The organism is Rhizobium favelukesii (assembly GCF_000577275.2).
Taxonomy (GTDB): Bacteria; Pseudomonadota; Alphaproteobacteria; order Rhizobiales; family Rhizobiaceae; genus Rhizobium; species Rhizobium favelukesii.
Window position 1 is genome coordinate 164,987 of the sequence record NZ_HG916854.1, and the last position, 25,988, is coordinate 190,974.

At 59.9% G+C, this 25,988-nt stretch carries 27 protein-coding genes and 1 pseudogene; 9 read left to right on the forward strand and 19 right to left on the reverse strand.

What is annotated here, in order from left to right:
• Positions 1–3: 3 nt before the first annotated feature.
• The gene (locus tag LPU83_RS60790; protein ID WP_024315018.1) at positions 4–1,098 is read right to left on the reverse strand and encodes a polyamine ABC transporter substrate-binding protein; all 1,095 of its coding nucleotides are present in this window, start codon (positions 1,096–1,098) and stop codon (positions 4–6) included.
• Between the two features lie 116 nt (positions 1,099–1,214).
• Here LPU83_RS60790 and LPU83_RS60795 point away from each other — a divergent pair, with 116 nt between their 5' ends.
• The 4 genes from LPU83_RS60795 (at position 1,215) to LPU83_RS60810 (ending at position 4,409) form a co-directional block, all read left to right on the forward strand.
• Complete coding sequence (locus tag LPU83_RS60795) at positions 1,215–1,838, forward strand: TetR/AcrR family transcriptional regulator (RefSeq protein WP_024315019.1); 624 nt, start codon at positions 1,215–1,217, stop codon at positions 1,836–1,838.
• Between the two features lie 14 nt (positions 1,839–1,852).
• Positions 1,853–2,245, forward strand: coding sequence for a YybH family protein (locus tag LPU83_RS60800; RefSeq protein WP_024315020.1), 393 nt, complete (start codon positions 1,853–1,855; stop codon positions 2,243–2,245).
• A gap of 72 nt (positions 2,246–2,317) precedes the next feature.
• A complete protein-coding gene (speB, locus tag LPU83_RS60805) occupies positions 2,318–3,367 on the forward strand; it encodes an agmatinase (RefSeq protein ID WP_024315021.1) in 1,050 nt (349 codons plus the stop codon).
• A gap of 235 nt (positions 3,368–3,602) precedes the next feature.
• Entirely contained in the window at positions 3,603–4,409 is an 807-nt protein-coding gene (locus LPU83_RS60810; protein WP_024315022.1) for a phosphate/phosphite/phosphonate ABC transporter substrate-binding protein, read from the forward strand.
• Between the two features lie 92 nt (positions 4,410–4,501).
• Here the strand turns inward: LPU83_RS60810 and LPU83_RS60815 are convergent.
• From LPU83_RS60815 to LPU83_RS60825, 3 genes and pseudogenes are all read right to left on the reverse strand, one after another.
• Positions 4,502–4,768: pseudogene (locus LPU83_RS60815) on the reverse strand (AAA family ATPase); the annotation flags it as partial.
• A gap of 59 nt (positions 4,769–4,827) precedes the next feature.
• Positions 4,828–5,052, reverse strand: a complete 225-nt coding sequence (locus LPU83_RS60820; protein ID WP_141652555.1) for a hypothetical protein — start codon at positions 5,050–5,052, stop codon at positions 4,828–4,830.
• Positions 5,053–5,107: 55 nt separating this feature from the next.
• On the reverse strand, positions 5,108–5,311 hold the full coding sequence (locus LPU83_RS60825) for a cold-shock protein (RefSeq protein ID WP_024315024.1): 204 nt from the start codon (positions 5,309–5,311) through the stop codon (positions 5,108–5,110).
• A 279-nt stretch (positions 5,312–5,590) separates the two neighbouring features.
• Here LPU83_RS60825 and LPU83_RS60830 point away from each other — a divergent pair, with 279 nt between their 5' ends.
• Entirely contained in the window at positions 5,591–5,893 is a 303-nt protein-coding gene (locus LPU83_RS60830) for a YkgJ family cysteine cluster protein (RefSeq protein WP_374046190.1), read from the forward strand.
• Between the two features lie 292 nt (positions 5,894–6,185).
• Here the strand turns inward: LPU83_RS60830 and LPU83_RS60835 are convergent, their stop codons facing one another.
• Entirely contained in the window at positions 6,186–7,205 is a 1,020-nt protein-coding gene (locus LPU83_RS60835; RefSeq protein ID WP_024315025.1) for a LacI family DNA-binding transcriptional regulator, read from the reverse strand.
• Positions 7,206–7,414: 209 nt separating this feature from the next.
• Between LPU83_RS60835 and LPU83_RS60840 the strand changes: the two genes are divergently transcribed.
• The 4 genes from LPU83_RS60840 to LPU83_RS60855 all read left to right on the forward strand — a co-directional run bounded on the left by LPU83_RS60840 (position 7,415) and on the right by LPU83_RS60855 (position 12,145).
• The gene (locus tag LPU83_RS60840) at positions 7,415–8,554 is read left to right on the forward strand and encodes a sugar ABC transporter substrate-binding protein (protein WP_024315026.1); all 1,140 of its coding nucleotides are present in this window, start codon (positions 7,415–7,417) and stop codon (positions 8,552–8,554) included.
• Between the two features lie 80 nt (positions 8,555–8,634).
• On the forward strand, positions 8,635–10,173 hold the full coding sequence (locus LPU83_RS60845) for a sugar ABC transporter ATP-binding protein (protein WP_024315027.1): 1,539 nt from the start codon (positions 8,635–8,637) through the stop codon (positions 10,171–10,173).
• Positions 10,170–11,165 (forward strand): ABC transporter permease, encoded by a 996-nt coding sequence (locus tag LPU83_RS60850; protein WP_024315028.1) that lies wholly within the window; start codon positions 10,170–10,172, stop codon positions 11,163–11,165. The genes LPU83_RS60845 and LPU83_RS60850 overlap by 4 nt, the downstream gene beginning before the upstream one ends.
• Entirely contained in the window at positions 11,162–12,145 is a 984-nt protein-coding gene (locus tag LPU83_RS60855; protein ID WP_024315029.1) for an ABC transporter permease, read from the forward strand. The genes LPU83_RS60850 and LPU83_RS60855 overlap by 4 nt, the downstream gene beginning before the upstream one ends.
• 241 nt (positions 12,146–12,386) lie before the next feature.
• Here the strand turns inward: LPU83_RS60855 and LPU83_RS60860 are convergent, their stop codons facing one another.
• From LPU83_RS60860 to LPU83_RS60925, 14 genes are all read right to left on the reverse strand, one after another.
• A complete protein-coding gene (locus tag LPU83_RS60860) occupies positions 12,387–13,379 on the reverse strand; it encodes a dihydroxyacetone kinase subunit DhaK (protein WP_024315030.1) in 993 nt (330 codons plus the stop codon).
• A 57-nt stretch (positions 13,380–13,436) separates the two neighbouring features.
• Positions 13,437–13,847: a hypothetical protein gene (locus LPU83_RS60865; RefSeq protein WP_024315031.1), complete on the reverse strand. Its 411-nt coding sequence runs from the start codon at positions 13,845–13,847 to the stop codon at positions 13,437–13,439.
• A 1-nt stretch (position 13,848) separates the two neighbouring features.
• The gene (locus tag LPU83_RS60870; RefSeq protein ID WP_024315032.1) at positions 13,849–15,426 is read right to left on the reverse strand and encodes a putative PEP-binding protein; all 1,578 of its coding nucleotides are present in this window, start codon (positions 15,424–15,426) and stop codon (positions 13,849–13,851) included.
• The gene (locus tag LPU83_RS60875) at positions 15,410–15,754 is read right to left on the reverse strand and encodes an HPr family phosphocarrier protein (protein WP_024315033.1); all 345 of its coding nucleotides are present in this window, start codon (positions 15,752–15,754) and stop codon (positions 15,410–15,412) included. The genes LPU83_RS60870 and LPU83_RS60875 overlap by 17 nt, the downstream gene beginning before the upstream one ends.
• Positions 15,754–16,152 (reverse strand): dihydroxyacetone kinase phosphoryl donor subunit DhaM, encoded by a 399-nt coding sequence (dhaM, locus tag LPU83_RS60880; RefSeq protein ID WP_024315034.1) that lies wholly within the window; start codon positions 16,150–16,152, stop codon positions 15,754–15,756. The genes LPU83_RS60875 and dhaM overlap by 1 nt, the downstream gene beginning before the upstream one ends.
• Entirely contained in the window at positions 16,149–16,763 is a 615-nt protein-coding gene (gene dhaL / locus LPU83_RS60885; protein ID WP_024315035.1) for a dihydroxyacetone kinase subunit DhaL, read from the reverse strand. The genes dhaM and dhaL overlap by 4 nt, the downstream gene beginning before the upstream one ends.
• A gap of 27 nt (positions 16,764–16,790) precedes the next feature.
• Positions 16,791–18,428: a dihydroxyacetone kinase subunit DhaK gene (locus LPU83_RS60890; RefSeq protein WP_024315036.1), complete on the reverse strand. Its 1,638-nt coding sequence runs from the start codon at positions 18,426–18,428 to the stop codon at positions 16,791–16,793.
• A gap of 48 nt (positions 18,429–18,476) precedes the next feature.
• Entirely contained in the window at positions 18,477–19,484 is a 1,008-nt protein-coding gene (locus tag LPU83_RS60895) for an ABC transporter ATP-binding protein (RefSeq protein WP_024315037.1), read from the reverse strand.
• Positions 19,477–20,574, reverse strand: coding sequence for an ABC transporter ATP-binding protein (locus LPU83_RS60900; RefSeq protein ID WP_024315038.1), 1,098 nt, complete (start codon positions 20,572–20,574; stop codon positions 19,477–19,479). The genes LPU83_RS60895 and LPU83_RS60900 overlap by 8 nt, the downstream gene beginning before the upstream one ends.
• Before the next feature lie 3 nt (positions 20,575–20,577).
• Positions 20,578–20,790 carry a hypothetical protein gene (locus LPU83_RS60905; protein WP_024315039.1) on the reverse strand — a complete coding sequence of 71 codons (213 nt, stop codon included), beginning with the start codon at positions 20,788–20,790 and terminating at the stop codon, positions 20,578–20,580.
• Positions 20,787–21,740, reverse strand: a complete 954-nt coding sequence (locus LPU83_RS60910; RefSeq protein ID WP_024315040.1) for a carbohydrate ABC transporter permease — start codon at positions 21,738–21,740, stop codon at positions 20,787–20,789. The genes LPU83_RS60905 and LPU83_RS60910 overlap by 4 nt, the downstream gene beginning before the upstream one ends.
• On the reverse strand, positions 21,737–22,705 hold the full coding sequence (locus LPU83_RS60915; RefSeq protein ID WP_024315041.1) for a carbohydrate ABC transporter permease: 969 nt from the start codon (positions 22,703–22,705) through the stop codon (positions 21,737–21,739). The genes LPU83_RS60910 and LPU83_RS60915 overlap by 4 nt, the downstream gene beginning before the upstream one ends.
• A 101-nt stretch (positions 22,706–22,806) precedes the next feature.
• Complete coding sequence (locus LPU83_RS60920; RefSeq protein ID WP_024315042.1) at positions 22,807–24,132, reverse strand: ABC transporter substrate-binding protein; 1,326 nt, start codon at positions 24,130–24,132, stop codon at positions 22,807–22,809.
• Between the two features lie 554 nt (positions 24,133–24,686).
• Positions 24,687–25,976 (reverse strand): amidohydrolase family protein, encoded by a 1,290-nt coding sequence (locus LPU83_RS60925; RefSeq protein WP_024315044.1) that lies wholly within the window; start codon positions 25,974–25,976, stop codon positions 24,687–24,689.
• Between the last annotated feature and the right edge of the window lie 12 nt (positions 25,977–25,988).

Below are 25,988 nucleotides of genomic sequence, written 5' to 3' on the forward strand. Positions count from 1 at the left end.
CCGTCAGTTCTGCAGCATCTCGGTCCAGACGTCCTGCATCTTTGCGTCCAGTTCCGCGCTTGGTATCGGATAAAGCTGCGTGCGCTTCAGATAGTCGGCCTGCTCGTTCCAGCGCAAAGCGGTCTTCTGTTCGGCACTCAGATGTTCGTCGGCCTTTGCGTTTGCCGGCATCGCCCAGTAGCAGGAAGAGGTCGCAAGCCGCGCCTGCCCTTCCGGGCTAACGATGTATTGCACGAACTTTAGGGCGAGATCCTTTTTCGTGGAGTCCTTCATGACGCCGATCGACTGCGCCCAGCGTACCGCGCCCTGCTCGGGAATGACCCAATCGAGATTGGGCTTGTCTTTCACCAGTCCCGCCGTCAGCCATTCGCCGCCACCAAAGACAATGTCGACCTCGCCTGTCGCAAGTGCCGTTTGCGACGAGACGACATCGCTGACCTGCTTGGCGTTCGCCTTGAGTGCAAACAGCTTGTCCTTGATTGCCGGCAGGTCGGCATCCGTCAGGCTTGCCGTCGTCTTGCCAAGATCGATGCCGGTCAGTCCGATCATCGGTAGATAATAGTCGTAGACGGCGATCCGGCCCTTGTATTTCTCCGACCAGAGCTTGGACATGTCCTTCATGTCGGCCGGATCGACTTTCGTTTTGTCGTAGGAAACCGTGTTATAGCCGAATTTCTCGGTGACGGCGTAGGTCTTGCCGTCGCGGGTATTGTTGGCTTCCATCCGGACTTCGGAGAAGATATCCGCATTCGGAAGCGCATCGGCCGGGATCTCCGCAAGGATGTCCTTGTCGACGGCGCGTTGCACGTCGACCCCATCGATAACGAGCACATCCCAATCTCCTGGACGTGACTGGTCGATGATGGAAAGACCGGCACCGGTTCCTTCGTATTCCTTCAGATTGACCTTGACGTCGTTGGCCTTCTCGAAAGGCTCGATCAAGGCGGGATCCGTGTGGTCACACCAGACGAGCGCATTCAATTCCTCCTGCGCCAGGACTGGCGACGGGTTGATCGCAGTTGTTGATACGGCGAGCGCCAGGGTGGCGGCCGAGGCCAGAAATCGATGCGCAAAAGCGCTTTCAGTAATATCAAACATGACGTTGCCCTCTGTCGGTGACGCTCATTCCGGCGCCTTCACGAAAAAGATTGAATGAGTTCATTTTTTAAGTCAATATCATTTTTGAGGGGATTCATTATTTGAGAGAGTCGACCATGACGGGACTGCGCGCCAAGCAGAAAGCCGATCGCAATCGCCGCATACTGGAAGCGGCGACGAGCCTTTTTCGGGATGTCGGATATGACTGTGCCCGCATCGAAGACATAGCCGAGCGTGCAGAGGTATCGGTCGGCACCTTCTACAACTACTATGAAAACAAGGGAGACATCCTGGTCGCCACTGTTTCCATGGAAGTCGAGGAAGTGTTGGCGTCCGGCAAGGGCATCGTTGAAAATCCACCGGCCACGACGCTGGAAGCGCTTCAAGTCCTGATCGACCAATATTTCGATCATTCGCTCGTCTATCTCAGCAAGGAGATGTGGCGCACGGCCATGGCGATCTCCATCCAGCAGCCCGAGAGCCCGTTCAGCCGCCGATATACCGAACTCGATGGCCGCCTGTGCGAACAGGTTTCAATGCTGGTGCAGAAACTGCAGCTTCGCGGCGCTGTGATGCCGGGGATCGACGCGGTCGCGGTGGGTCAGATGGCCTTCAACAACCTCAACATGATGTTCCTTGAATTCGTCAAAGATGAAGCGATGACACTTGAGACACTCAAGGAACGCGTCGCACGGCAGAACAGGCCGCTTGCCGTTTTGATCAGCCCCAAAATTCAATAGCAGGAACGTCACAAATGGAACACCAGGAACACGCTGTGCTTGCGGCCGCAGATCGTCTCGTCGAGGCCTTCGGCAGACACGATCGTGACGGCTACTTCTCGGCCTTTGCGCCCCAGGCCACCTTCATATTTCATAATCTCGACCGTTGCCTTCGCACGCGCGCGGAGTATGAGTCCGAATGGACATTGTGGGAGACACGCGACGGATTTCGTGTCCGCGCCTGCCGTTCCAGCGACAGGGATGTTCAGATCGCCGGCTCCGTTGCCATATTCACCCACTCCGTCGAGACGGACCTTGCCTTCAACGGCGAGCCTTCGACGAGCACCGAGCGCGAAACGATCGTTTTCGAGAAGCAAGCAACGGGCGAGTGGCTGGCGATCCACGAGCATCTTTCGCCGCGGCCGTAAGGGCGGCAAATCGCCCGGGCTTGCGCGCTGGTCACTCATATTGCCGTGCAATGTTATAGGAAGGACAGGATGATGGTTGAATTGAAGAAGCACCTTGAGGATCTGCGCAAGAAATTTGCCGATAGCGCCGAATTTTTCGATCCCCGCTTCCGCCGCGTCGCAGAAAAGATTTTCAAGGGGGGCACACGCGCTGCTCCCTATTCCGGCATTTCGACCTTCGCAGGTCTGCCTTACAGGGAGGTCGATTTCGCCGCCCCCGATTTCGGCGACCTACAGGTCGCGGCTGTCGGCGTCCCCATGGATCTCGGCGTCAGCAATCGGCCGGGCTCGCGATTTGGACCAAGGGCCGTGCGCGGTATTGAACGCATTGGTCCATATAATCACGTGCTCGACTGCGCTCCTGCCTACGATCTGCGTGTAGCCGATATCGGTGACATCCCATTCGGGAGCCGCTACCGGCTGGAGCAATGCCATGAGAATATCGAGGCCGCGATCCGCAAGATCGTCGAAGCAGGCGTCATTCCGCTTTCCGTCGGGGGTGACCATTCCATAACCCATCCGATTCTCAAGGCAGTCGGCGCCAAGGAGCCCGTCGGCCTCATCCATATCGACGCCCATTGCGACACGAGTGGCCCGTTCGACCAGACGAAATTCCATCACGGTGGTCCCATGCGCAATGCCGTTCTGGATGGCGTTCTCGATCCGACCCGTACCATCCAGATCGGCATCAGGGGACCTGCTGAATATCTCTGGGAGTTCTCCTATGAATCCGGCATGACAGTGATCCATGCGGAGGACATCGACGGCATGGGCATCCCCGCGATTATTGAGAAAGCCCGGCAAATCGTCGGCGATGGTCCCACCTATCTGTCATTCGATGTCGACAGCCTCGACCCGGCCTTTGCGCCCGGTACTGGAACGCCTGAGATCGGCGGCCTGACCAGCCGTGAGGCGCTGGAACTGCTGCGGGGCCTGAAAGGTCTCAATTTCGTCGGGGGCGATGTCGTGGAGGTGGCCCCTCAGTATGACAGCACCACCAACACCGCACAGGCCGGTGCACAGGTGCTGTTCGAGATCCTGAGCCTCTTGGTGTTCAGCCCGGCGGTGAGGGGTCTAAAATAGGTGCTATTGGATCATGGGTGGCGGCGAGGCGTCATTAGCGCCTGCGCCGTCTCGGGTCTGGATCCGTGGCCGCGCTGCAAACTCCCGCTTGTAAAGGCCGCTACCGCCATCGCGGTATGGCGCAGGCTACTTCCGAGGGCAGGTTCACGGAAGGCATCCTTTCAACAAAGAAATCTCATTGCGATTTAAATCTATGTATTGCAGACGTTTTTGAGTCACTTTCCGGAGTTGTCCGATGCCCCTTGCCAGCCTCGCCATGTACGTCAGCCCGCCACCGATCATGGAGGCGACGCGGCAGTTCTGGGTGGCGTTGGGCAAGCGCATTCGCGCCCATGGGCTCGACGCGCCGGAGGCGCTCGACGACGAAGTCCGCTACGACGAGGCGTGGCTTCGCCCTGACCTGCTGTTCGGCCAGGCATGCGGATACCCCTATGTCCAGCATCTTCGCGGCAAGGTTCAGTTGGTGGCGTCGCCCGTCTATGGACTGCCGGGCTGCGATGGACCGCTCAAATGCAGCTTCATTATCGTCAATGCGAAGTCGCCGGCACAGTCGATTGAGGACATGAGGGGCACGCGCGCTGCGATCAATGAGCCCCGCAGCAATTCGGGCTACAACCTCTTTCGCGCTTTCGTGGCGCCTCATGCCATCGATGGCCGGTTTTTCTCCTCGGTCTTGGAGACCGGCGGTCATCGGGCAAGCATCGATGCTGTCTTGAGCGGGGAGGCGGATGTCGCGGCGATCGACTGCGTGACCTTCGGCAACACCCTGCGCTTCGATCCCGACTGTGTCGCGGGCGTGCGCATCCTCGCGCAAACGGCGAAGGGGCCGGGCCTGCCCTTCATCACCGCCGCCGCGACGTCCGCAAACGACCTGGGGATCCTTCGCCGGGTGTTGGCGCAGACCATCGCCGATCCCGCGCTTGCCGAGATATGTGGCATACTTTCGCTGCGCGGCATCAGTCTGCTCGGCGATGCGGACTACGAAGTGCTGGCGCAGCTTGATCGGGGTGCTACGCGTTATGGCTATCCCGTTATCGCCTGAGGCGTGACAACCGGTTCGGCTGCGAGCGGGAAGTGGCATGCGACGCTGCGTCCATCCGCCCCGGCGAGGAAGCGACCGGGACGATAGTCTTAATCAACCGTCTTCTTGATAGCCAGTAACAGGTCTGGGGCACGCTGCACCTCATCGATGAGGGCCTTGTCCAAGCCACGGATGAACCCGGCGGGATCGGATTTGGCAGTCGCGAGCACTGTCTGATCATCGAGTGTGATGTAGGTGCGGTTGGAAGTCCCCATTTTTCGGACGAGCGTCGTCTTGCCAAGCCGGCGTGGTCCCACCATCAACACCACCGGCGTGTCCGCAAGGGCTTCTTCTGCCCGATGCTCAACAAACCACTCAATGGTGGAATTTCACCGCGCGCCATTCAGGCGTAGGCGTCTATACCAAATTTCCTCGGGAATCACAGCAGCACGTTGGCGCCGGGACCGCTGATCGCGCCCCAACTCAGGGTTTCGTCCTGGGCGCATTGCTCAGTTGTTTCGCTGTAGAAGCGTGGAAGGTCCTGATGGAAGACGTCGCCTTTCAGCGGCGTGTTTTTCAGGGAACGCCGGTCATTGGGGCTGTCGAGCGACACACCGCTGCGAGTTTGCGCATGGCTGGCCGGGCAGTTCTGGTTCCCTGACAAAGAGAGTTAGCCCGTCCGAATTCACAGACCGGGCTAAAACCATTCGGTCATTCGGTCAGATGACGGAGACGTTTTCGGCCTTCGACTTCCCGGTCTTGCGATCCTGGCCCACTTCATAGCTGACCTTGTCGCCTTCGCGGAGCGAGGCGCCACGCTGCAAAGCAGAGAGATGAACGAAGACATCCGGTCCGCCATTGTCTGGCGTAATGAACCCGAATCCCTTGTCATTGTTGAAGAATTTAACCGTACCTTCCGGCATGAAAGTTCCTTTTCATTGTCTTGGCCGTTTGAATTGCGAGGCGAACCTACAGCGCCAATGCATTTCGATCAACCGCAATGATTGCATGGGTGGAAGGTTGCATTTGGTAGCGGACCTGCGATCTCGGAGGACCTTGTTGATGCAGGAGGTTTTCTATGAGGTGGCGTAGATGCTCCAATGCTACATCACCACGCTTTTCCACCCTACCTCCAGCGATCACTGGCAAATTAGACACAGTTGTGTAGCAAGAGCCGCCGTTCATACTTTGGAAAGTGAGACATGCCATTGCCCACTCCGATCGACCTTGACTGCCAGGCCTGCGGCGCTTGCTGCTCGTTTTCGCCCACTTGGCCAAGATTTTCCACTGAGACAGAAGCTGATCTCGACTCCCTACCGCCGCGGTTCGTCTCGGAGGATCAGGGGGGAATGCGGTGTTACGGCGCGCGCTGCTCTGCCTTGGCCGGTTGCGTCGGTTCGAGCACATCATGCTTGGTTTACGAGCTTCGGCCTGATGTTTGTCGCGCCTGTGTCCCGGGAGACGGCGCCTGTCTGGAGGCCCGCTCATCTTTTGGGCTCGTCTAGCCGATGGCGCTTCTGTTTGATCAGGCTCGGGCGGGTGCCGATGATAGCGGGCGTTCAGCCGTTTACGCCTATCGCGGGTAAATGATTATCGGCGAGTCGATGCTGCGGTTATTATCCTTTCAAGGCGTTCGACCGGGCCATGCTTATTTAAGAGCAATTATCTTGGCTTAGCTCCTTCCCTATTTAAATGAAGGCCCGCTTGCTTAAATAGCGACTGAACGCCAGGTAGAATAGGCAGCCAAAATTCAATGATAGGTGCCGCATCGCTTCGAGACTTCGCGCGTTACTGCGGTTAGCGATGGCCTGCGTCGCCAGACGTGCTTTCGCGCGGGACAAGGGCAAATCCCATGTTGATTTGCTCGTTGCTCTGCCTTGTAGATGCATCGAGCGCCAAGAGAACCTTTTCGGCCGCAAGCTTGCCGGTTTCATAGCGACGGGTGGCGATTGAGGAGAGGGAAGGAGCCGCACATGCCGAGAATTCGAGGTCGTGAAAGCCCATGATCGCGATGTCATCCGGCACGCGGATGCGACGTTTTCTGCACTCCTGCATAGCGCCGAGCGCCAAGTTGTCGTCAGTACAGAAGATCGCCTCGGGAAGATCGCCCCGGTCGTGCATCTCACCAAAGAGCTCGGATCCGAGCGCCACCGAACTGTGGCGAGGTCTATGGGCAATCATTCCCATGCTTCTCAATCCCACCTCCTGCATCGCCGTATGATAGCCGTCGAACCGCGACTGGGCACGGTGGTCGAGATTGCCGGTCAGGAAGGTAATCCGCTGAAACCCGCGGTCAATGAGATGGCGGGTTGCAGCATGGCCGGCGCGCTCCTGTGACATGCCAATGTTGAGGTTGATGGGATCGTCGGACAACTCGAACGTCTGGACAACCGGAAGGTTCGCCTTCATCAGAAGCTGACGCGACAGAGGGGTGTGGTGAATACCGGCAATGATGATGGCTTCCACCCGCTGGCCGAGCAATGCCTTGATCGCATTCTCCTCCTCGACTTCCGAATATCGGCTGTTCACGACTATGACCTGGAAGCCTGCGGCAATCAGAACGTCATGCAGGGCAAACAGATATTCGGCAAAGATGACGTTATAAAGCGTCGGCACAATCACGCCAATTGTATGGGTGCGGGAGGACGCCAACCTGCTTGCCGCAACATTCGGCACATAGCCCAGGTTTTCAATGGCGCTGTTGACGCGCAGCCGCAATGCTTCCGAGACAGATCCCGGCTTGCGCAATACCCGCGAAACTGTAATCGGGCTGACGCCAGCAAGGCTGGCAACGTCGTCGAGAGTTATTCGGCGCATCGAAGATTATCCAAACACGAGATCAAGCAAAACAGATAATCAATAGATATTCCACAATTGACAGCGCTATTAAATAAAATTGACAGCGCTATCATCTGTGTTAATTTTTTGTCCTGTTCCGCAAAGGATGGGATGGAGCCCTTTCGGACCAAGCATACCAATTAGAAAATTGGAGGGGCGGCTTGGTCTGCCCGAGGAGGAGAACATCCATGCTTAGAGACGTGACATCGAAATCTGCGCGCATTGCGGCAGTTTCCGCATCCGTGCTTGCGCTGCTTTGCAGTGCCGCATATGCCGAACCGAAAGTCGTATCCGGGCCAGCAGCAGATCCAGGCTGCATGACGCCGTGGGCTTCCGATACGCAGTTTCTACAATATCCGAAGAAGGAAGGCCCGTATCGCATCGCGCTGGCCAATGGCTATATCGCCAATACCTGGCGCATCCAGATGGTAAAGACCGCAAAGGCCTATGCGGCACAACCGGAAGTGAAGGCGAAGCTGAAGGAATTTAAGGTCGTCTCCACGGGCGAGGACGTGCCAGCGCAGATTTCGGCGATCAACAACTTCATCGATGCCGGCTATGATGCGATCGTCGTCAATGCCCAGAACCCCACGGCCTTCGGTCCTGTGATCAAACGCGCCAAGGAAGCCGGCGTCGTGCTCGTCGCGTTCGATAACACGCTGGACACGAAGGATGCGATCAACGTCAACGTCGACCAGAAGGGCCTCGGCGTCACCTGGGCCGAGTGGCTTGTCAAGCATCTGCCGAATGGTGGCAAAATTCTCGAAGTGAGAGGCGTTGCCGGCACATCTGTCGATACCGACCGTCACAATGGAATCACTGAAACGTTGGCTGCCTCGGGCAAGAAGTTCGACGTGACGGAAGTCGTCGGCAAATGGGACGATAGCGTTGCCCAGAAGGCGACGGCAGATGCCATCGCGACAAACGGCCCGTTTGACGGCATCACCGCACAAGGCGGCGACACGGGCGTCGTCCAGGCGATGATGGACGCAAAGCATCCCTTCGTGCCTTTCGGCGGCGAGACGGAAAATGGCTTCCGCAAGCTCTGCGCCGCTCACGCTGGAGACGGTCTGATGTGCTCGTCCGCAGGAACCGGTCCAGCACAGGTCGCGGTCGCCATCAAGACGGCGATCGCCGCGCTCGAGGGGCAGGTAATTCCGCAGGCCGTCAAGCTACCGACGGCATTGGTGTCGCACCCCGACTTCAAGAAAGACCAGGACTACTACCCTGATCAGTCCGACAATTTCTTCGTCGGCAACTCCTTCCCCACCTGCGGCATCAATTTCACGGCCCAGGAAATCATGGGGCAAACCAAGGAAAACCAATAGTAGCCAAGGCTGGTAGGATTGACTGCGGACGTGGGCGCCCGCAGTCAGAGGCTTAATGCACCCGATGGGAGGTTGGGCGCGTGCTTTTGTCAGAACCGCTGTTGCGGATGGAAGGTATATCGAAGCGCTATGGCGGCGTCATCGCACTCAAGGAAGCCGATATTGCCATTCGATCCGGCGCAATTCATGCCGTACTCGGCGAAAACGGCGCCGGCAAATCGACCCTGATCAAAATCATGGCCGGGGTCACCGCACCCGATGAAGGTCGAATGCTCCTCGGCGGCAAGGACGTGGCCTTCTCATCGCCAGCGGCGGCAAATGCAGCGGGGATAGTATCGGTCTTCCAGGAACTGTCGCTGATTCCCGACCTCTCCGTCGCCGACAATATCGTCATCAGCAATCCACCGCGCCGCTTCGGCATGATCGACAGGCGCGCCCAGAGGCAAATCGCCGAAGAAGCGCTCAATCGCGCGGGAGCCTCCGACATTCATCCATCATCGCTGGTCAAGGACCTCCCGCTCTCGCGTCGACAGATGGTCGAGATTGCAAAGGCGCTCGCCCGCAAGCCCCGGCTGATGATCCTGGACGAGGCGACATCTGCCCTGACAAGGTCTGATGTCGAGAAGGTCTTCAGTGTCCTGAAGAGGCTGCGCTCGGAGGGATTGGCGCTGGTCTACATCTCGCATCGCATGCATGAGATCGCCGAACTTGCCGACGATTGCACGGTATTCCGCAACGGCCGCAGCATAGAATCCTACCCAGCCGGTACAAAGACTGACCACCAGGTCGTTGAATTGATGATCGGGCGGGAATACAAAAGCGTGTTTCCTGCCAAGCCGGGCGTTGAAGCCAATAAAGCCCCGGTGCTGTCCTGCCATGACCTTTCCTGGGGCGGCCGTCTGGCTGACATCACCTTCGATGCCCGTCCCGGCGAAATCGTCGGCGTCGGCGGCTTGGACGGCCAGGGTCAGCGGGAACTCTTGCTCGCCCTCTTTGGCGTGCTTCGCGACATCAAGGGCGATGTGCAGATCAACGGCCGCGGCGTGCGTTTGAGCAGTCCCAAAGAGGCGAAATCCACCGCGAACTCCATTGCGCTTATTCCGGAGGATCGAAAGACAGAAGGGTTGATGCTGTCGATGACGGTTCGTGAGAACCTGTCGATCGCCGCACTCGGCAGCGTTTCGCGCAACGGCATCATCGATCGAGGGGCAGAGGCGGCCCGCATCGACGAACTCCTGAAGCTCCTCGCCATCAAGGCGGCAACCATCGACATGCCGGTCAGCAGCCTGTCGGGCGGAAACCAGCAGAAGGTGGTGATTGCAAAATGGCTGATGAACCGACCGAGGATCGTCCTGCTGAACGACCCGACACGCGGCATCGATGTCGGCACCAAGCAGGAAATCTATCAACTGCTGAGAAAGCTCGCCGACGGCGGCGCCGCGATCATCTTCTATTCGACGGACTACGACGAGCTGATCGGCTGCTGCGATCGCGTCCTTGTCATGTACGACGGTACCGTTGTTCGCACGCTTGAAGGTGACGACATTAACGAACGCGAGCTGATCGGGAGTGCATTGAACATCGCCGCCCGTCCTGCGGAACGGAGGGCAACACCGTGACAATAGGCACGTCCGGCAAATGGCGCTTCTGGTACGAACTCAACAAGGGAACGCTGCTTGCCGCCGCCCTCTTTGTCGTGATGTTCGTGATCTATGTCTCCAACCATCCGGCGGGCTTCACGCCGAATGTCGTGCAGACTGCGTCCAACAAGGCGATTTTGCTCGCCTTTGTCGCGATGGCGCAATGTCTTGTCGTCATCACCGCCGGCATCGACCTTTCGGCAGGCATGGTTCTGGTACTATGCAATTGCCTTGCATCGTGGGTGGTGGTCGGCACACCGCTGCAGACCGGCTTTGGGATCGTGGCCGTACTTGTCGCAGGGCTTGCATGCGGCACATTGAACGGCCTCATCATCATCTTCGGCAGGCTGCAGCCGATCGTGACGACTATCGCCACAAGTGCAATTTTCTTCGGGCTGGCGTTGCTCCTGCGGCCAACGCCGGGGGGCTCTGTCAACGAAGCCCTTGCAGACGTGTTTACCTCGAAGCTCTTCGGGATATTCCCCACCAGCCTGGTGGTGCTTGTAGCCACGATCCTCCTGGTCTGGGTCCCCTTCAGCAGATCGGTCTACGGCCGCGCGGCCTATGCGGCTGGTTCCGCGGAGAATGCGGCCTATATGTCCGGCATGCCGCTGAAGCGGGCGAAACTGGCCGCCTATGCACTTGCCGGGCTCTTGTCGGCCATGGGCGGGCTCTACCTGACGTTCTATTCCTATACTGGCGAAGCGGCCTTCGCTAGCGGCAACGCCTACACCCTTTACTCGATTGCTGCGGTCGTTCTCGGGGGCGTCTCGCTGGCGGGCGGGAAGGGTAGCGCTGTCGGAGCCGTGTTCGGAGCACTTGCCTTCCGCACCATCGGCGATCTCCTTTTCGTCTTCGATCTCGATCCTCTCTGGCAGCCGCTGTTCCAGGGCATCGTGCTAATGTTGGCGATCGGTGTCGGCTCGATCGGGCTGGCGCGGGTACGCAACCGACTGGAATGGTTCCAATGAGCGAGGATGCGTCCGGCATGCGGCAATCAATCGTTCCCCTCCGGCTGCGCGGGCGAGATCCCGCCGTGGCGATCGCCTTCGCCTGCATCCTCCTTCTGCTGCTTGGTGGATCGATCTATTCCTCCAACTTCCTGTCGCCCGATTACCTGTTGCAACAGTTGAAGGTCGCCTCGTTCCTCGGCGTCATTGCGACGGGCATGATGATGGTCATCTTGCTTGGACAGATCGATCTTTCGGTTCCATGGACAGTGACCGCCGGCGCGATGATGGCATGCGCCGCGACAGCCTATGGAACCAGCGGCTCGTTCCTTGCCATTCCCTTCGGAATTGCTTGCGGCGCAGCGATCGGTTTCGTCAACGGGCTTGCCGTGGCGTACCTGCGCATTCCCTCGATGATCATCACGCTTGCGACGAATGCCGTCGTGCAAGGGTTGATGGTCGTCTACACCGGCGGCTTCTCACCGCAGGATTCGGCTACCCCGGCGATGCGCTTCCTTGCGACCGGCCATACGATCCCGTCCGTCCCGAACGGCGTCCTTGTCTGGCTTGCCGTCGGCATCCTCGCCGTCTTCCTGCTGACCAGAACCACGTTCGGCCGCTCGCTTTACGCGATCGGAAACCGGGAACGGGCCGCCTATATGTCGGGCATCGACACCCGGCGCATTGCCTTGCTCGCCTTCGTGATTTCGGGGTCGCTCAGCGCGCTTGGCGGCGTGTTGCTTGCCGGTTACGCGTCCAAGGCATCGCAGTCGATGGGGGACGCCTATCTGCTGCCGTCGATCGCAGCCGTAGTCCTCGGCGGAACCCATGTTCTCGGCGGCAAGGGGTCCTACCTTGGAACGGTCGCGGGCGTCATCCTGATCACGCTGCTGCAGTCAATCCTCTCAGTAATGCAGATTGAAGAGGCCGGCCGACAGCTGATCTACGGAGTGGTCATCATCGGCATGCTACTGCTCTACGGCCGGCAGAAGCCGAACTGAAGGCTGCTCGTTCGGCTTTGTCTTCCAGCAGCGCGTGGACGATTTGGCTGGCGGGAAGCTGCCCTTCAATCGTCAATGGCACCGCCCAATCAAACCCATGACGTCCCAGGGAGTGGTGGAAGAAACGGTGAGGCCGTGCTCCCCGGCAAGAGCCGGAGGAAGGATCTCGGCGTGCGACTGCAGGCAAGCTGATTTGCGGCCTCGGATTGCGCGCAGGCCGCTTCGGCGGTGGTGCCGGAACCTAACACCCCCAGCGCAACGCGGCGGTTGCAACCGGCGAATCCCATAGGGCAAACTCCTCGTCGCTGAGGAAGGCGAGCGTGACGGAAAGGCCCTGCATGTCGAGCGACGTGGCGTAAGTGCCGACAAGCGAGCGCTCGATCCGCAGGCCGTGGTCGACCATGAAGCGGTGAGCAGCGTTGTAGGCGAGATAGAGTTCGGCCGGTGGCGTGCCGCCAAGCCCGTTGACGAAAAGCAATGCTTTATCGGCGGTTCGGGCGATATCGTTGAGGATCGTGTTGCTCAGATGCCTGACGATGTTGTCGGCGTTGGAGAAGGGCTCTCTCGAATGGCCCGGCTCCCCATGAATGCCGACGCCCACTTCCATTTCGCTCGGTCCGAGCGCGAAAGTTGTGCGCTGCGTGTGCGGGACCGTCACGCCGGTCAGGGCGACGCCCATCGATCGGATGCGTGGAGCGAGGCCGTCGCCGAGGCCTTTCAGTTCGGAGAGGGTCATGCCTCGTTCGGCCGCTGCGCCGAGAAGCCTCTCTATGATCAGTGTACCGGCGACGCCACGGCGGCCGCGCCCGTCGCCTGTCCTTGCCGTTTCGATGTCGTCGCTGATGATCACCGTTTCAATTTTGTGGCGGCTGGATGACATCTCTACCGCCATTTCGAAATTCATGACGTCGCCGTCATAGTTCTTCACTACCAGCAGGCATCCGGCCCCGGTGTCCGCTTCCTCGATGGCGCTCACGATCTGGCTCGGCGTGGGAGACGTGAAAATGTGCCCGACGCAAGCCGCATCGAGCATGCCGCGGCCGACGAAGCCGATGTGCATTGGCTCATGACCCGCGCCGCCGCCGGATATGATCGCCACCTTGCCCGGAACCATGTGGCGACGGCGGATAAACTTGCGGTCGACGCCGAACACAACGAACTCCTCATGGGCACGCACAAAGCCTTCGAGGCTTTCGGCGACCATGGTTTCTGCTGTGTTGATGAACTTCTTCATCAAGCCCCTCCCAAGGCGATAATCGTCTCAGTCTTGTCGCACCAAGCGCAACGCCATTCACTCCGGCGGTCCGGAAATTGCGGCAATCTTCTGCACCAGATCGGCGATTGCTTCCTCCAGCAGTCGGTTGCGTCGCTCGTCGCCGAAATCAGGGACCATGAGTGAAAGATGCCGCAGTTTTTCCGAGGCGCCAAGCTCCGGCAGTTTGCCGGGATGCGCATTCTGGTAGGCCTCCAGAAAACGCTCCTGTTCGGCGGTGCTGACATGACAGACCCGGAAGATCGTCGCGAGATGCCGCGCAGGAAGAGGCGTCGCGTAGGTCGGGCTTGTTATCTGCGTAACGAAGCTGCGGTGCTTACCCAATTCCGTGGCCAGTCGCTGACGGGTTCCAGAAGGTCGGTTGTCGATGATCTGCGCCAGAATTGACTTATAGGTGATAATGGCGTCTTCGGTGTCTTCGCGCGCCATCTTATTCTCCGGCTGCCTTTGTCCCACCGGCATTCAAACCGACGATTGCCGATCTTATCGCGGGAAGTTGAGCGGGCGCCATGGAAAAATGCCGGATGCCGGCGGCCAGCAGTTCGGCTGTCCAGCGCGGATCGCCGGCCATGTCGCCGCAGATGCTGAGCGGTTTGCTACCGGCAAGTTTTACGGCATAAGCGAGCAGGCGCAGTACAGCCGGAGCGGTCTTCTCTCGGTGTGCGGCGAAATCGGCATCTTCGCGGGTCGAGGCGGCGAGATACTGCGCGAGGTCGTTGGTGCCGAATGAAAAGAAGTCCGCGCCTTCGAACTGCTCGAGCATGAACGCGGCGGCCGGCACTTCCACCATCATGCCAATCGAAGGCAGGCGGTGCGGCACGCCCCGGCGCGCAAGCTCGGCGGCCTCTTCTCGAAAGATCTGCCGCATATCATCGACTTCCGACGGAAAGGTCACCATCGGCAGCATGACGCGCAGATGACCGAAGATGGCGGCCCGCAACAACGCACGCACTTGAACGCGCGTGATCTCTGGCCGGGCAAGAAGAAGACGGATGCCGCGCAATGCGGGCGAAGCTGCGAGGCCGGGGAGCGGCTTGTCGCCGCCGACATCCAGCATGCGGATCGTCACCGATCTGCCGTCGGCCCAGTCAAGGACGCGCCGGTAGATGGCGAGTTGCTTCTCCTCGTTTGCCGCATCAGCGAGTGACGCGACTGCGAATTCGGAGCGCATCAATCCGATGCCGGCCGCCGTCGTTGGGGCGATCCCGTCGATTTCCTCGAGGGCGTTGAGATTGATAGACAACAGAATCTGCGCGCCATCCGACGTCTGCAGCATCCCGTTGTCAGTCGGTACTGTGCTTGATACTGGAAGCTCGGGCCGGATTGGCGCTGCGCCCTCCTTGCCCTTCTGAAGGACGATCACGCCTGCATCTCCATCAACGCGTATATGTTGGCCGCCAGCGGTGACGAAACGTCCCGCGCCGATAACCATCGGGACCGACCGTGATCTGGCAAGAAGGGCGACGTGGCCCGCGGCACTGCCGGCGTAGAGCGCAATGCCGCCGCCTGCAGACCAGTCATGTGCGAGAAAGCGGCTGGGCTCCATGTCCTTGCCGACATAGATAGATCCGGCCGGAAAGTCCTTTACCGGCGTTCCCGTCAGCGCCGCCAGTACGCGATTTTTGATGTCCAGAATATCGACGGCGCGTGCCCGCAGCTGGTCTTCTTCAGCGCTTTCCAGTTCACGGATGTATCCGTCGAGTGTCCCGACCCACGCGAATACGACATTCTCGCCCGCATCGATACGCACACCTGCCATTTCGGCGATCGTCGGATCGCGAAGCACTTCGAGCTGAAAATCGATGATGTCGCCGCCTTCTGCGTCCGTGCCTGTGGCAAGGTTTTGAAGCTCCTCGGTAGCGGTTTCGATGGCCGCTGCCAGCTCCGCGTGCCCCGAAACGGCCGATTGTGACAGGGCAGCGGCAGCCGGCTGTTCCGCGATATAGGCCGGCCCGGATGCGACGCCCGGAGAGGCGCTCGTTGCTTGCAATCTAAGCGGTGCGGCCATGTTTCTTTTCTTCATCAAAGTTACGCTCGATGAGGTCCTTCAATGCCCGGATTGCCTCTTCTGCGAGGATTCCGTCGGCGCGGATCTTCAGCATGGATCCCTTGCGGATCCTGGCGCCCATGATCTTGATGATGCTCTTGCCGTTCAGCCAGACGTCGCTGCCATTGACGGCGACTTCGATCGAGCAGGGAAACGACTTTGCCAGCCGCGTGAACGTCACCGAGGGGCGGGCGTGCAAGCCTACCCCGTGCTTCACTTCGACCTCCGTCTGGCAACTGGCATGCACTTGTTCGGCCTCCCGATTTTCTTTGCGCAATCCGCCGCTCATCACGGTGACAGTTCCTCTGCTGTCGCTACAACCTTTGCCAGCGATGCCCCGCCGGAGGCCTCGGCAGCGGCGATGACGGCGCCTTCCACCACCGGAGCATTGCAGATCGAGATGAGCTTTGCGCGCGGCAAACCGAGCATTTCGATGGCCATCTCGCTGTTGGTTTCGGCCCCGCCAAGGTCGACGAAAACGGCGACACCCGCCTCTGACCAGGCCTCCTCTATGGCTGTCAGGATACCGCCGGCATCCGTGCCGAGCTCTCCGCGACTATTGCCGCCCGACCAGGCGAGCGGCACGCTGTCGCCCACCATCTGCCGCACCATGTCGGCCGTGCCTTGCGCGACCAGCGGCGAGTGGGAGACGATCACAATCCCGACGTTTGGGGTCTTCACACTCATGCCGGGCGGTGCTCCTCAAGGTAGCGGCAGATAGCAATTGTCAAGAGAGCGCAGCTCGAGGCGCCCGGATCAACGTGGCCGATCGAACGCTCTCCAAGGTAGGCTGCTCGGCCGCGCATGGCCTTCATGGCGGCGGTGAAGCCTGCGGAAAGCTCCGCCCGACGCACGATATCGGTCAATGGCGAGCGGTGCGCAAGCGCATCTTGCACAGGGTACAGCACGTCGAGCAGGGTCTTATCTCCGGCGTGCGAACGTCCGCGACGGGCAACAGCATCAATGGCCTGCTTCAACGCCGAGGAAAAATCCTGTCCCTGATCCGATTTGCGAAGCTCGCGTCCCATCTCCATTAGCAGCGTTCCGTAGAGTGGGCCGGCCGCACCGCCTATGCTCATCACCAGTGTCAGGCCAATCCTTTCCAGCGCGTCAGGCAAGGGGAGGCTTGAGACCGTTGCCTCTTCGGCGCTAACCGCTTCACAGCCTCGCTGCATGTTGGTTCCATGATCGCCGTCACCGATTGCGCGATCCAGTGCGCAGAGATGATCGCTGTTTGCCGCAATCGTCGCACGGCAAACTTCAATCAATCCCGCAAGAAGAACTGGTTCTGCCTGCACGTGTTACCCTCCCAGCAGCAGCGCCGGCTATGTCAGCGTCGCTGCAACTTCGAATGCGTTTGCCACAGCGACGGCGCCCGGATCCGGCACTCCCTCCAGATCCTTCTCGCCGACATAAGAGGCGCGGCCGGCTTTTGCCTTCCGCATTGCCTTGGTCGACTCGGCACCGGCTGCCGCAGCCTTTGCCGCGGCCGCGACATTACCGGATGCCAAAGCCGCAAGTGCCGGAGCCAGCGCATCGACCATCGTGCGGTCGCCGACGCCGGCCCCTCCATAGAACGTCATCCGCTCGAGCCCGGCAAGCAGGGCAGCAGCGAAATCAGCCTTTTCCGCCATGGCCTTGGATGCGGCCGTAAAGAAGATCGAGAGCAGCACGCCGCTCGAGCCGCCCATGCTCGTGCTCAGGACCTCGCCGACCGAGGCCATGGTGGCGGCAGGATCCTTCAACGGCAGCGTGTCGATGCGGGAAAGAATACTGCGCGCTCCTGTTGCCACGGTGGAACCCGTATCGCCATCGCCGACGCGGCTATCCAAGCGATTCAGCTCGATTTCGAGGGAAATCAGATGCGCGCAAAGCGCCGTCAATAAGCGACGATTGCGACTGTCGGCGCTGGGCGGCGTCGCTGCATCCCGCACGGATACTCGCGGTGCAGCAACAATGGCGATCGCGTGCCGTTCGGTGGCAGGTACCCAGGCATGCGGCTCGACGGCAGCCTTCAGCGCGGCTTCGCGAACCGCATCCAGCCGGATCAGTGAAAGTGAGAAGCCGTTCATGTTGAGTGCGGTCATCATCGGTCCCGGGCCGATGATCAGCCGAACACGGCCGGAGAGAGGTGAAGACAACACCGCGTTGGCGATAACGCCCATCTCGAGCGGCGGCACCGCGCCAAGGTTGTTGATCAGCAGCCCAAAGTCTCCTGCCTCGTCAATCTTGGCGGCCAACCGGTTGGTCATGGTGGCCACCAGATCGGCAACCGGCTGTAGGGAAATGCGCTCGACCCCTGGCTCGCCGTGGATGCCGAGACCGAGCTCTCCCTCGTCGGCGCCAAGCCGATCCTCATGCGCCTGACCGGGTACGCTGCAGGTCGAAAGCGACATGCCGAGCGAAACGATGTCGTGTGCTGCGGCCGCCGCCTGGGCTGCGACCGTCTTCAGCTCGGCCCCGGCTTCCGCGTGATAGCCGGCGATCTTGTGCACGAACAGCGTACCGGCAACGCCGCGCGGCTGGTTGATGCCAGGAATTGCGATGTCGTCGGCGACAATCACCATCTCGACGGCGAATCCCTCGGCGCGCGCCTTCTCGGCGGCAAGGCCGAAGTTCAGACGGTCGCCTGTATAGTTCTTGACGACCAGCAGGGCGCCCCTTGGGCCTGTTACGGCACGGATGGCTGTGAGCACGGCATCGACACTGGGCGAGGCAAAGATCTCGCCGGATACGGCCGCCGTGAGCATGCCCTTGCCGACGAAGCCGGCGTGTGAGGGCTCATGGCCGGCTCCGCCGCCGGAGATGATTGCAACCTTCGATTTATCCCAGTCCGCGCGCAGGATCACCTTGATCTCGGGGAAGGTATCCAGGCGGGCAAGACGACCGGCGCTGCTTGTCAGGAGCAGACCGTCGAGTGCTTCAGTAACGATGGTTTCCCGGCGATTGAAGAAATGCTTCATGGAATGAGACCCGTCTTTTGATGCCAGTGTATTCGTTTCGTTCAATATTTATCCGAGGCGCTGGCCGCTGGCGTCGAAATAGAGCGGATCGCGCAACGTCAGGCCGATTCGATCACCCGGCCGGATCGCGAGATATGGATCGGCAAGCGTGACGAGCTTGTGGTCACGCACCCGGATGTGCAGGTGGTTCTGGTCTCCCAGGTGTTCGATCCAGTCGATTTTGGCATTGGCGTTCTGATCGACGATGATATCGAGATGCTCTGTTCGCGCGCCGATCGTCTTGGTCCCGGGAGGCGGATTGGCGCCAGGAAGAAGATCGGGGGGCAGTAGGTTGATGTGCGGTTGGCCAAGACGGGCAGCGACATGAAGACTGGCAGGATTGCCGTAGATTTCGCGGGGCGTTCCCACCTGCAACAGCCTTCCTCCCGCAACAATGCCGATCCGATCCGCCATCGTCATGGCTTCGACCTGGTCGTGGGTTACATAGAGCAGCGTCGAGCCGAGCTCCTTCTGGATCCGCTTGAGTTCCAAGCGAAGTTCCGCCCGTAGCTTTGCATCGAGCGACGACAGTGGCTCGTCCATCAGATAGATGGCCGGGCGGCGCACCAGCGCCCGCCCAATCGCAACGCGCTGCATTTCGCCACCCGACAATCGTGTCGAACGGTTCTCGAGCTTATGGTCGATCCTGACCATGCGCGCAATTTCCCGCACGCGCCGGTCGATTTCTTCGCCGCTGAGCTTGCGCACTGGCGCTCGTAGCGGGAAGGCGAGGTTGTCGTAGACCGTCATATGCGGATAGAGCGAATATTGTTGGAAGACGAATGCGACGTCCCGGTCGGCCGGAGCTTCGCCTGCGACGTTGCGCCCGCCTATCTCGATGCGGCCGCTGTCGGGGCGTTCCAGGCCGGCAATCAGCCGCAGCGTCGTCGTCTTGCCGGCGCCCGTTGGCCCAAGCAGGACGACGAACTCACCGTCATGGATCGATAGGTCCAAATCAGCCAGAGCCTGTGTATCGCCAAAACGCTTGCTGAGGCCTTTGAGAGCGACGTCAGCCATGTCGTGCCTCCGAATAGAGTGCCGAAGCAATGGCGCGGCCCGACTTGCAATCGAACAGCGCGAGCTTGGCCGGGTTGAACGCAAGACCAACCGTCTCGCCGATACGAAAGTTGCGATTTGCCGGAACGCGAGCCTTGATGACGCCGCTCGACGTCTCGATTGCCACAACCTGATTGGTCCCGAGATATTCGCTGCCGTAGACCGCTCCGCGCAATGGAGAGGTATCGCTGAAGCGAATATGTTCAGGCCTGACACCAAGCGCTAGTTCGGCTTCGGCCACGTCCTGGTGCACCTCAGGAATGCTGACATCGACGCCATGAAGCGATATCGACCGTGCTCCCGTCTGAAGGCCTGAGGTGAAGCGCATGAAATTCATCGGCGGCGAGCCGATGAAATCCGCGACATACATGGTGGCTGGCTTGCTGTAGATTTCCTGCGGTGTGCCGAATTGCTCGATGACACCATGGTTCATGACCGCGATCTTGTCGGCCATAGCCATGGCCTCGTGCTGATCATGCGTGACGTAAACCGTCGTCGCATGGATGCGGTTGTGCAGTTCGCGCAGTTCGTGGACCATGACTTCGCGGAATTCCGCGTCGAGCGTGCCGAGGGGTTCGTCCATCAGGAAACACTTCGGACGGCGCACGATCGCCCGGCCAAGAGCCACGCGCTGGCGGTCGCCGCCGGCAAGTCCGGAAACGGATCGGTCAAGGATATGATTAATCTGCAGCAGCCGCGCAGTTTCCTCGACGCGCTGGCGGATTTCCATCTTCGGCATGCCTTGCGAGAGCAGGGGAAAGCCGATGTTCTTGCGCACGTTCATATGCGGATAGAGCGCAAACAGCTGGAACACGAAGGCTATGTCCCGGGCACTGGCGCGATTGAAGGTGACGTCTTCGCCATCAAGATGGATCTTGCCGCTGGTCGGCAGTTCAAGTCCGGCAATCATACGAAGTGTCGTCGTCTTGCCGCACCCAGACGGTCCGAGCAGTGCCAGGAACTCGCCGTCATGAATGCGCAAGGTCGAGTCCTGCACCGCGACGAAGCTGCCGAATTGCTTGCGGAGATTTTCGATTCTGATGTCCGCCATGGCTCACTCCGGGAACTTCGAGACGATGATGAACATGGCCGTGCCTGCAAGCAGCGTTACCAGCGAATAGGTATAGAGAACCAGCAGGAACGGCTGGAAGAGCGTGAGAAAGCCGATCGCAATCAGTGTGGTTGCGATATTTTCCATCGGACCGCGGCGCAGGAAGAAGGGGCGCTTAGGGCGGGAAGGGGGCGGTGTTTCGATCAGATGCGTCATTTGCGGACCGCTCCGAAGGTTATGCCACGCAAGAGCTGCTTGCGCAGGAGGATGGTGAAGACGAGGATCGGGATGAGGAAGATCGTCGTTCCCGCCGCGACTGCCGGCCAGTCCTGACCGCCCTCGCCGATGATGGTCGGAATGAAGGGTGGCGCGGTTTGAGCTTCGCCCGATGTCAGCAGGGCCGCGAAGGCGTATTCGTTCCAGGCGAAAATCAGGCAGAAGATCGCGGTGGCGGCGATGCCTGTGGTTGCCTGCGGCAGGACAACCTTCCAGAAAGCCTGCAGCCGGGTATAGCCGTCGATCATTGCGGCTTCCTCGTATTCGCGCGGGATCTCGTCGATGAAGCCCTTGAGCAGCCAGACTGCGAGCGAGACGTTGACCGCCGTGTAGAGCAGGATCATGCCGAGCGCCGTATCCGATAGGCCAAGCTCGCGGTACATGAGATAGATCGGGATGGCGACGGCAATGGGCGGCATCATGCGCGTCGACAGGATGAAGAACAGCAAGTCGTCGGCAAGCGGCACCCTGAAGCGGGAGAAGCCGTAGGCGGCGAGCGTTCCCAGAAAGACCGCCAGGAACGTCGAGCCAAAGGCGATCACCAGCGAGTTTGCGAAACGCGGCAGGAAGTTCGAGGGGCCGGCGATCACCATGTTTCGCTTGCGTGTCACCTCGTCGCAGGTGCCGGTCGGCATGGGCAGGGAGGCGATGTATTCCGGCGTCTGGCGCGTCCTCGTCGTCAGAAGGTTGCAATAGCCTTCCAGCGTCGGTGTAAAAACGATCTTGGGAGGGTAGCTGATGGAATCGGGCGGTGACTTGATGCTGGTCAGGAAAATCCAGACAAGCGGGATTAAGGTGATCAGGGCGTAGAGGATCACGATAGCGCCGGCGATGCGTTTGCTGGTCAAGCTCGGCTCTACGACCGAATGGGCTGAGGTGACGGAGCTCATCGTTGCTTCACCCTGTTGAGTGCCTTGACGTAGATGTTGGCGAGGCCGAACACGGCCACGAAGAGGACAATGGCGAAGGCAGAGGCCCGACCTGTTGCCCAGCTCTCGAAGGCCGTACGCTTCAGCGTGATGGAGGCGACTTCGGTGGTCGAGCCCGGGCCACCGCCGGTCAAGAGCGTGACCATGTCAAACATCTTGAAGTTCTCGATGCCGCGGAAAAGCACAGCGAGCATGATGAAGGGGAGGGCCATTGGCACGGTGATCGACCAGAACTGGCGCCATGCGGAGGCGCGATCGACCTCGGCGGCCTCGTAAATGTAGTCCGGAATGGAGCGCAGACCTGCAAGGCATATCAGCATCACGTAGGGGGTCCACATCCAGGTATCGACGATGATGATCGCCCAGGGTGCCAATGAGACACTGCCGAGCATCTGGATCTCGGCTGTCGGTATGCCGGTGACGAGAGAGACGGCGTAGGCGAAGAGGCCGATCTGTGGCTCGTAGAGGAAGCGCCAGAAGTTGCCGACGACGGCCGGCGACAGCATCATCGGGATCAGGATCAGCGTCGTCCAGAACGCGTGGCCGCGAAACTTGCGGTCGATGAGATAGGCGAGCGTAAAGCCAATCACCGTCTGCAACAGGATCGTCCAGGACACGAAGTGCGCCGTCGTCTGCATCGCCTGCCAGATGTCGGGGTCGGTCAGGACGCGCTCGTAATTGCTCAATCCGACGTTCAGGACCGGCGCGTTTGGACGGTTGGCGCGATAGTTCGTGAACGAGAGATAGATGGCCCAGATGAGCGGGAAGATGTTGATGGCGAGAAGAAGGATGATGGTGGGGGCGATGAACACCCAGGCAATCGCTCGATCGGACAGGCCGCGGACGCGGTGAGCGACCGATGTTGGCGTCGCCCTTGCAGTCGCTTCTGCTGCCTTCTCGACCATGGATGAAGAGGAAATGTTCAAGATGTCACCTGGTCTTTGCGTATGTGAGACATCAGGCGGCCCGGCAGTCTTGGCGATCCGGGCCGCCATTCTGGCAAGAATGTTGCGCGTCCAGGTGGACACTAGATCTTGCCGTCGTCCTTGAAGACTTCCGTCCAGTCCTTCACCAGGCCATCAAGCGCTTCCTGAGCGGTGCCGTTGCCGGCCACCACATAGTTATGAACGCGCTTTTGCATATCCTGGAGGAGGGTTGCATAGCTCGGTTCGGCCCAGAAGTCCTTGACGATCGCCATCGAGTCCAAAAACGCTTGGGCGTAGGGTTGGCTGGAGGCAAAGTCAGGCGCATTGACAACCGATTTCAGGCAGGAATAGCCACCGAGCTGCCACCATTTGGCCTGGACTTCCGGCTGGGCAAACCACTTGATGTACTGCAGAGCGGCATCCTTCTTGTCGGAATAGGAGACGACTGAGATGCCCTGTCCGCCAAGCTGAGCGAAATGCTTCTTTTCGGCAGGATTGGGGAAGAAACCTATCCGGTCGCCGCCGACCTTCTCGTCCTTGTAGAGGCCGGGCCACGTGAAGGCGAAGTTCATCTGCATCGCGACCTGGCCGGATTTGAAGGCATCGGCGGATTCGACCATGTAGACGTTCGAACTGCCAGGTGGGGTGCAGCAATCATAGAGAGCCTTGTAGAATTCCAGGCCCTTGACTGCATCCGGCGAGTTGACGAAGCCCTCCATTTCATAGGGCTTGTCCGGGTTGCCATACTGGAAGCCCCAGTCGTAGAGCACGTTCGTCACGCCCATGGTGATGCCTTCGGAGCCGCGCTCGGTATAGATCGAAGCGCCGTAGACGGTCTTGCCGTCGATCTCGCGCTTCTGGAAGAACTCGGCAATCTGCTTCAGCTCGTCGTAGGTCTTCGGGGCCGCGAGATCCCGGCCGTACTTTTCCTTGAATTCCTTTTTCAGTTCCGGCTTTTCGAACCAGTCCTTGCGGTAGGTCCAGCCGACCACGTCGCCCATGGCAGGCAGCGCCCAGTAGTTCGGCGTGTTCTTCGGCCATTCCGAATAGCCAACGACCGTCGCCGGCACGAAGTCATCCATCTTGATGCCTTCCTTGTCGAAGAAGTCGTTGAGCTTGACGTAGTGGCCGTTTTCCGCCGATCCGCCGATCCACTGGCTGTCGCCGATGATCAGGTCGCAGAGTTTTCCGTGGGAGTTCAGTTCATTGAGGAAGCGATCCGCGTAGCTCGTCCAGGGCACGAACTCGAACTTCATTTCCGTACCGGTCTTGGCGGTGAAATCCTTGGAAAGTTCGACAAGTGCGTTCGCCGGGTCCCAGGCCGCCCAGCAGAGTGTCAGTTGGTCAGCTTTTGCGAGATTGGGCAGCGCCGACGATATGATGAATGCCGATGCCAGCCCGAGAAGGGCTTTCGATTTCGTTTGCATACGTTCCTCCCAGAACCAAAGGCCGACGCCTGCCGACCGCGCAAGTTCACCCGTTTCAGAGAATGCCTACATGAACTCCTCAACCCCTCATGTTTAGCAATATGTTTAGTGATAGACGTTTTTATAAACATTGCAAGTGACAATCGTTGCTGCGCTGCACACGGGGTATATGGCGTGCGCTCTTCGTCTGCTGGTCACACCGATGCCATGGCTATTCCGCCAGGTAAACATCATGTGCGGCATACGTCTGATTGGCGATTCCAAATGCTAAGGGGGAGACCCGCAGGAGGATGAGAGCCTTCGCGCTTTCGCTGCGCACAGCAGTGTTTGCGGCCATCCCTGGTTTCTCGGTGGCGCAGTCGGTGTTGACGAAGGTCGAGCTCACAAGTAAAGGCATGGCGCCTGCCTTGGTCCCTGCGAACGACCAAACACGGCCCTGGACGAGTTGACGACCTGCACGGCCAGGAGGCCGCACATCGTCTGGATTGTCGTCGATGACCTTGGCTCCGGCGATCCCGGCGCGCTTGGTGTGGCGCTACGCGGCCACACCCTGTTCAGCTTAAGGGCACGTAATCGCGCCCGCTATCGATCCGCGCGGGCCGGCCGTCGAGGGAGAGCTCGGCGATGCACGGCATGGAGCGGGCGATGACCTTGCCGCGGCGGATGACGCCAAGCCGCGTCGGCTTCAGCCGCAGCGCCTCAAGCGGGTCGGCAGCCTGCAGGATGGCAAAGTCGGCATTGCACCCCTTCTCAAGACCGTAGCCTTCGAGGCCCATTGTCTTAGCCGAATTGACGGTGATGGCGTCGAAGATCTTCTTCTTGTCTTCGAGCCCGGCCATCTGCGCCACATGGATCGCCATGTGGCCGACTTCCAGCATGTCACCCGAGCCCATCGAATACCAGGGGTCCATGACGCAGTCGTGGCCGAAAGAGACGTTGAGGCCTGCATCCATCAGCTCGCGCACGCGGGTGAGGCCGCGCCGCTTGGGATAGCTGTCATGTCGGCCCTGCAGCATGATGTTGATCAGCGGGTTGGGGATGACGTTGATCTTCGCCTCGGCCATCAGCGGGATTAGCTTGGAGACGTAATAGTTGTCCATTGAATGCATCGAGGTGAGGTGGGAGCCGGCGACGCGGCCCTGCAGGCCAAAACGCACCGTCTGGGCGGCCAGCGTCTCAATGTGCCGCGACATGGGGTCGTCGGTCTCGTCGCAATGCATGTCGACCGGCAGGCCGCGATCGGCGGCGATCCTGCAGAGCGCTTCCACCGAGGCACGTCCGTCGTCCATCGTCCGTTCGAAATGCGGGATCCCGCCGACGATGTCGATTCCCATGTCGAGGGCGCGGTTGAGCGACCCAACGCCGTTTTCGGCGCGGTAATAGCCATCCTGCGGGAAGGCGACGAGCTGCAGATCGATATAGGGCTTCACCTTCTCGCGGACCTCGATCATCGCCTCGACTGTCACCAGGCGCGGATCAGATGTGTCGACATGACTGCGGATGAACAGCAGGCCTTGGCTGACGGCAAGGTCGCAATAGCGCAGGGCTCGCTCGACCAACGCCTCCTTCGTCAAAAGCGGCCGAAGCTCGCCCCAGAGCGAGATGCCCTCCAGGAGCGTACCGGAGACGTTCATTCGCGGCAGGCCGAGCGACAGTGTCGCGTCCATATGGAAATGAGGATCGACGAAGGGCGGCGTTACCAGCCGGCCGGTCGCATCTATTTCCGCTCTCGCAGGGCTGTCGATCTGGGGTTCGACGGCGGCAATCTTTGCTCCCTTTACGGCGATGTCGACGCCGGTGCGGCCATCGGGAAGGTTGGCCTTTCGGATGATCAGGTCGAACATGGGATCTCCTCG

Bases quoted from the DNA above. Each gene is read 5' to 3' on its own strand.
- LPU83_RS60790 (WP_024315018.1), bottom strand. From the start codon at position 1,098: ATGTTTGATATTACTGAAAGCGCTTTTGCGCATCGATTTCTGGCCTCG.
- LPU83_RS60795 (WP_024315019.1), top strand. From the start codon at position 1,215: ATGACGGGACTGCGCGCCAAGCAGAAAGCCGATCGCAATCGCCGCATA.
- LPU83_RS60800 (WP_024315020.1), top strand. From the start codon at position 1,853: ATGGAACACCAGGAACACGCTGTGCTTGCGGCCGCAGATCGTCTCGTC.
- speB (WP_024315021.1), top strand. From the start codon at position 2,318: ATGGTTGAATTGAAGAAGCACCTTGAGGATCTGCGCAAGAAATTTGCC.
- LPU83_RS60810 (WP_024315022.1), top strand. From the start codon at position 3,603: ATGCCCCTTGCCAGCCTCGCCATGTACGTCAGCCCGCCACCGATCATG.
- LPU83_RS60825 (WP_024315024.1), bottom strand. From the start codon at position 5,311: ATGCCGGAAGGTACGGTTAAATTCTTCAACAATGACAAGGGATTCGGG.
- LPU83_RS60830 (WP_374046190.1), top strand. From the start codon at position 5,591: ATGCCATTGCCCACTCCGATCGACCTTGACTGCCAGGCCTGCGGCGCT.
- LPU83_RS60835 (WP_024315025.1), bottom strand. From the start codon at position 7,205: ATGCGCCGAATAACTCTCGACGACGTTGCCAGCCTTGCTGGCGTCAGC.
- LPU83_RS60840 (WP_024315026.1), top strand. From the start codon at position 7,415: ATGCTTAGAGACGTGACATCGAAATCTGCGCGCATTGCGGCAGTTTCC.
- LPU83_RS60855 (WP_024315029.1), top strand. From the start codon at position 11,162: ATGAGCGAGGATGCGTCCGGCATGCGGCAATCAATCGTTCCCCTCCGG.
- LPU83_RS60860 (WP_024315030.1), bottom strand. From the start codon at position 13,379: ATGAAGAAGTTCATCAACACAGCAGAAACCATGGTCGCCGAAAGCCTC.
- LPU83_RS60865 (WP_024315031.1), bottom strand. From the start codon at position 13,847: ATGGCGCGCGAAGACACCGAAGACGCCATTATCACCTATAAGTCAATT.
- LPU83_RS60870 (WP_024315032.1), bottom strand. From the start codon at position 15,426: ATGGCCGCACCGCTTAGATTGCAAGCAACGAGCGCCTCTCCGGGCGTC.
- LPU83_RS60875 (WP_024315033.1), bottom strand. From the start codon at position 15,754: ATGAGCGGCGGATTGCGCAAAGAAAATCGGGAGGCCGAACAAGTGCAT.
- dhaM (WP_024315034.1), bottom strand. From the start codon at position 16,152: ATGAGTGTGAAGACCCCAAACGTCGGGATTGTGATCGTCTCCCACTCG.
- LPU83_RS60890 (WP_024315036.1), bottom strand. From the start codon at position 18,428: ATGAAGCATTTCTTCAATCGCCGGGAAACCATCGTTACTGAAGCACTC.
- LPU83_RS60895 (WP_024315037.1), bottom strand. From the start codon at position 19,484: ATGGCTGACGTCGCTCTCAAAGGCCTCAGCAAGCGTTTTGGCGATACA.
- LPU83_RS60900 (WP_024315038.1), bottom strand. From the start codon at position 20,574: ATGGCGGACATCAGAATCGAAAATCTCCGCAAGCAATTCGGCAGCTTC.
- LPU83_RS60905 (WP_024315039.1), bottom strand. From the start codon at position 20,790: ATGACGCATCTGATCGAAACACCGCCCCCTTCCCGCCCTAAGCGCCCC.
- LPU83_RS60910 (WP_024315040.1), bottom strand. From the start codon at position 21,740: ATGAGCTCCGTCACCTCAGCCCATTCGGTCGTAGAGCCGAGCTTGACC.
- LPU83_RS60920 (WP_024315042.1), bottom strand. From the start codon at position 24,132: ATGCAAACGAAATCGAAAGCCCTTCTCGGGCTGGCATCGGCATTCATC.
- LPU83_RS60925 (WP_024315044.1), bottom strand. From the start codon at position 25,976: ATGTTCGACCTGATCATCCGAAAGGCCAACCTTCCCGATGGCCGCACC.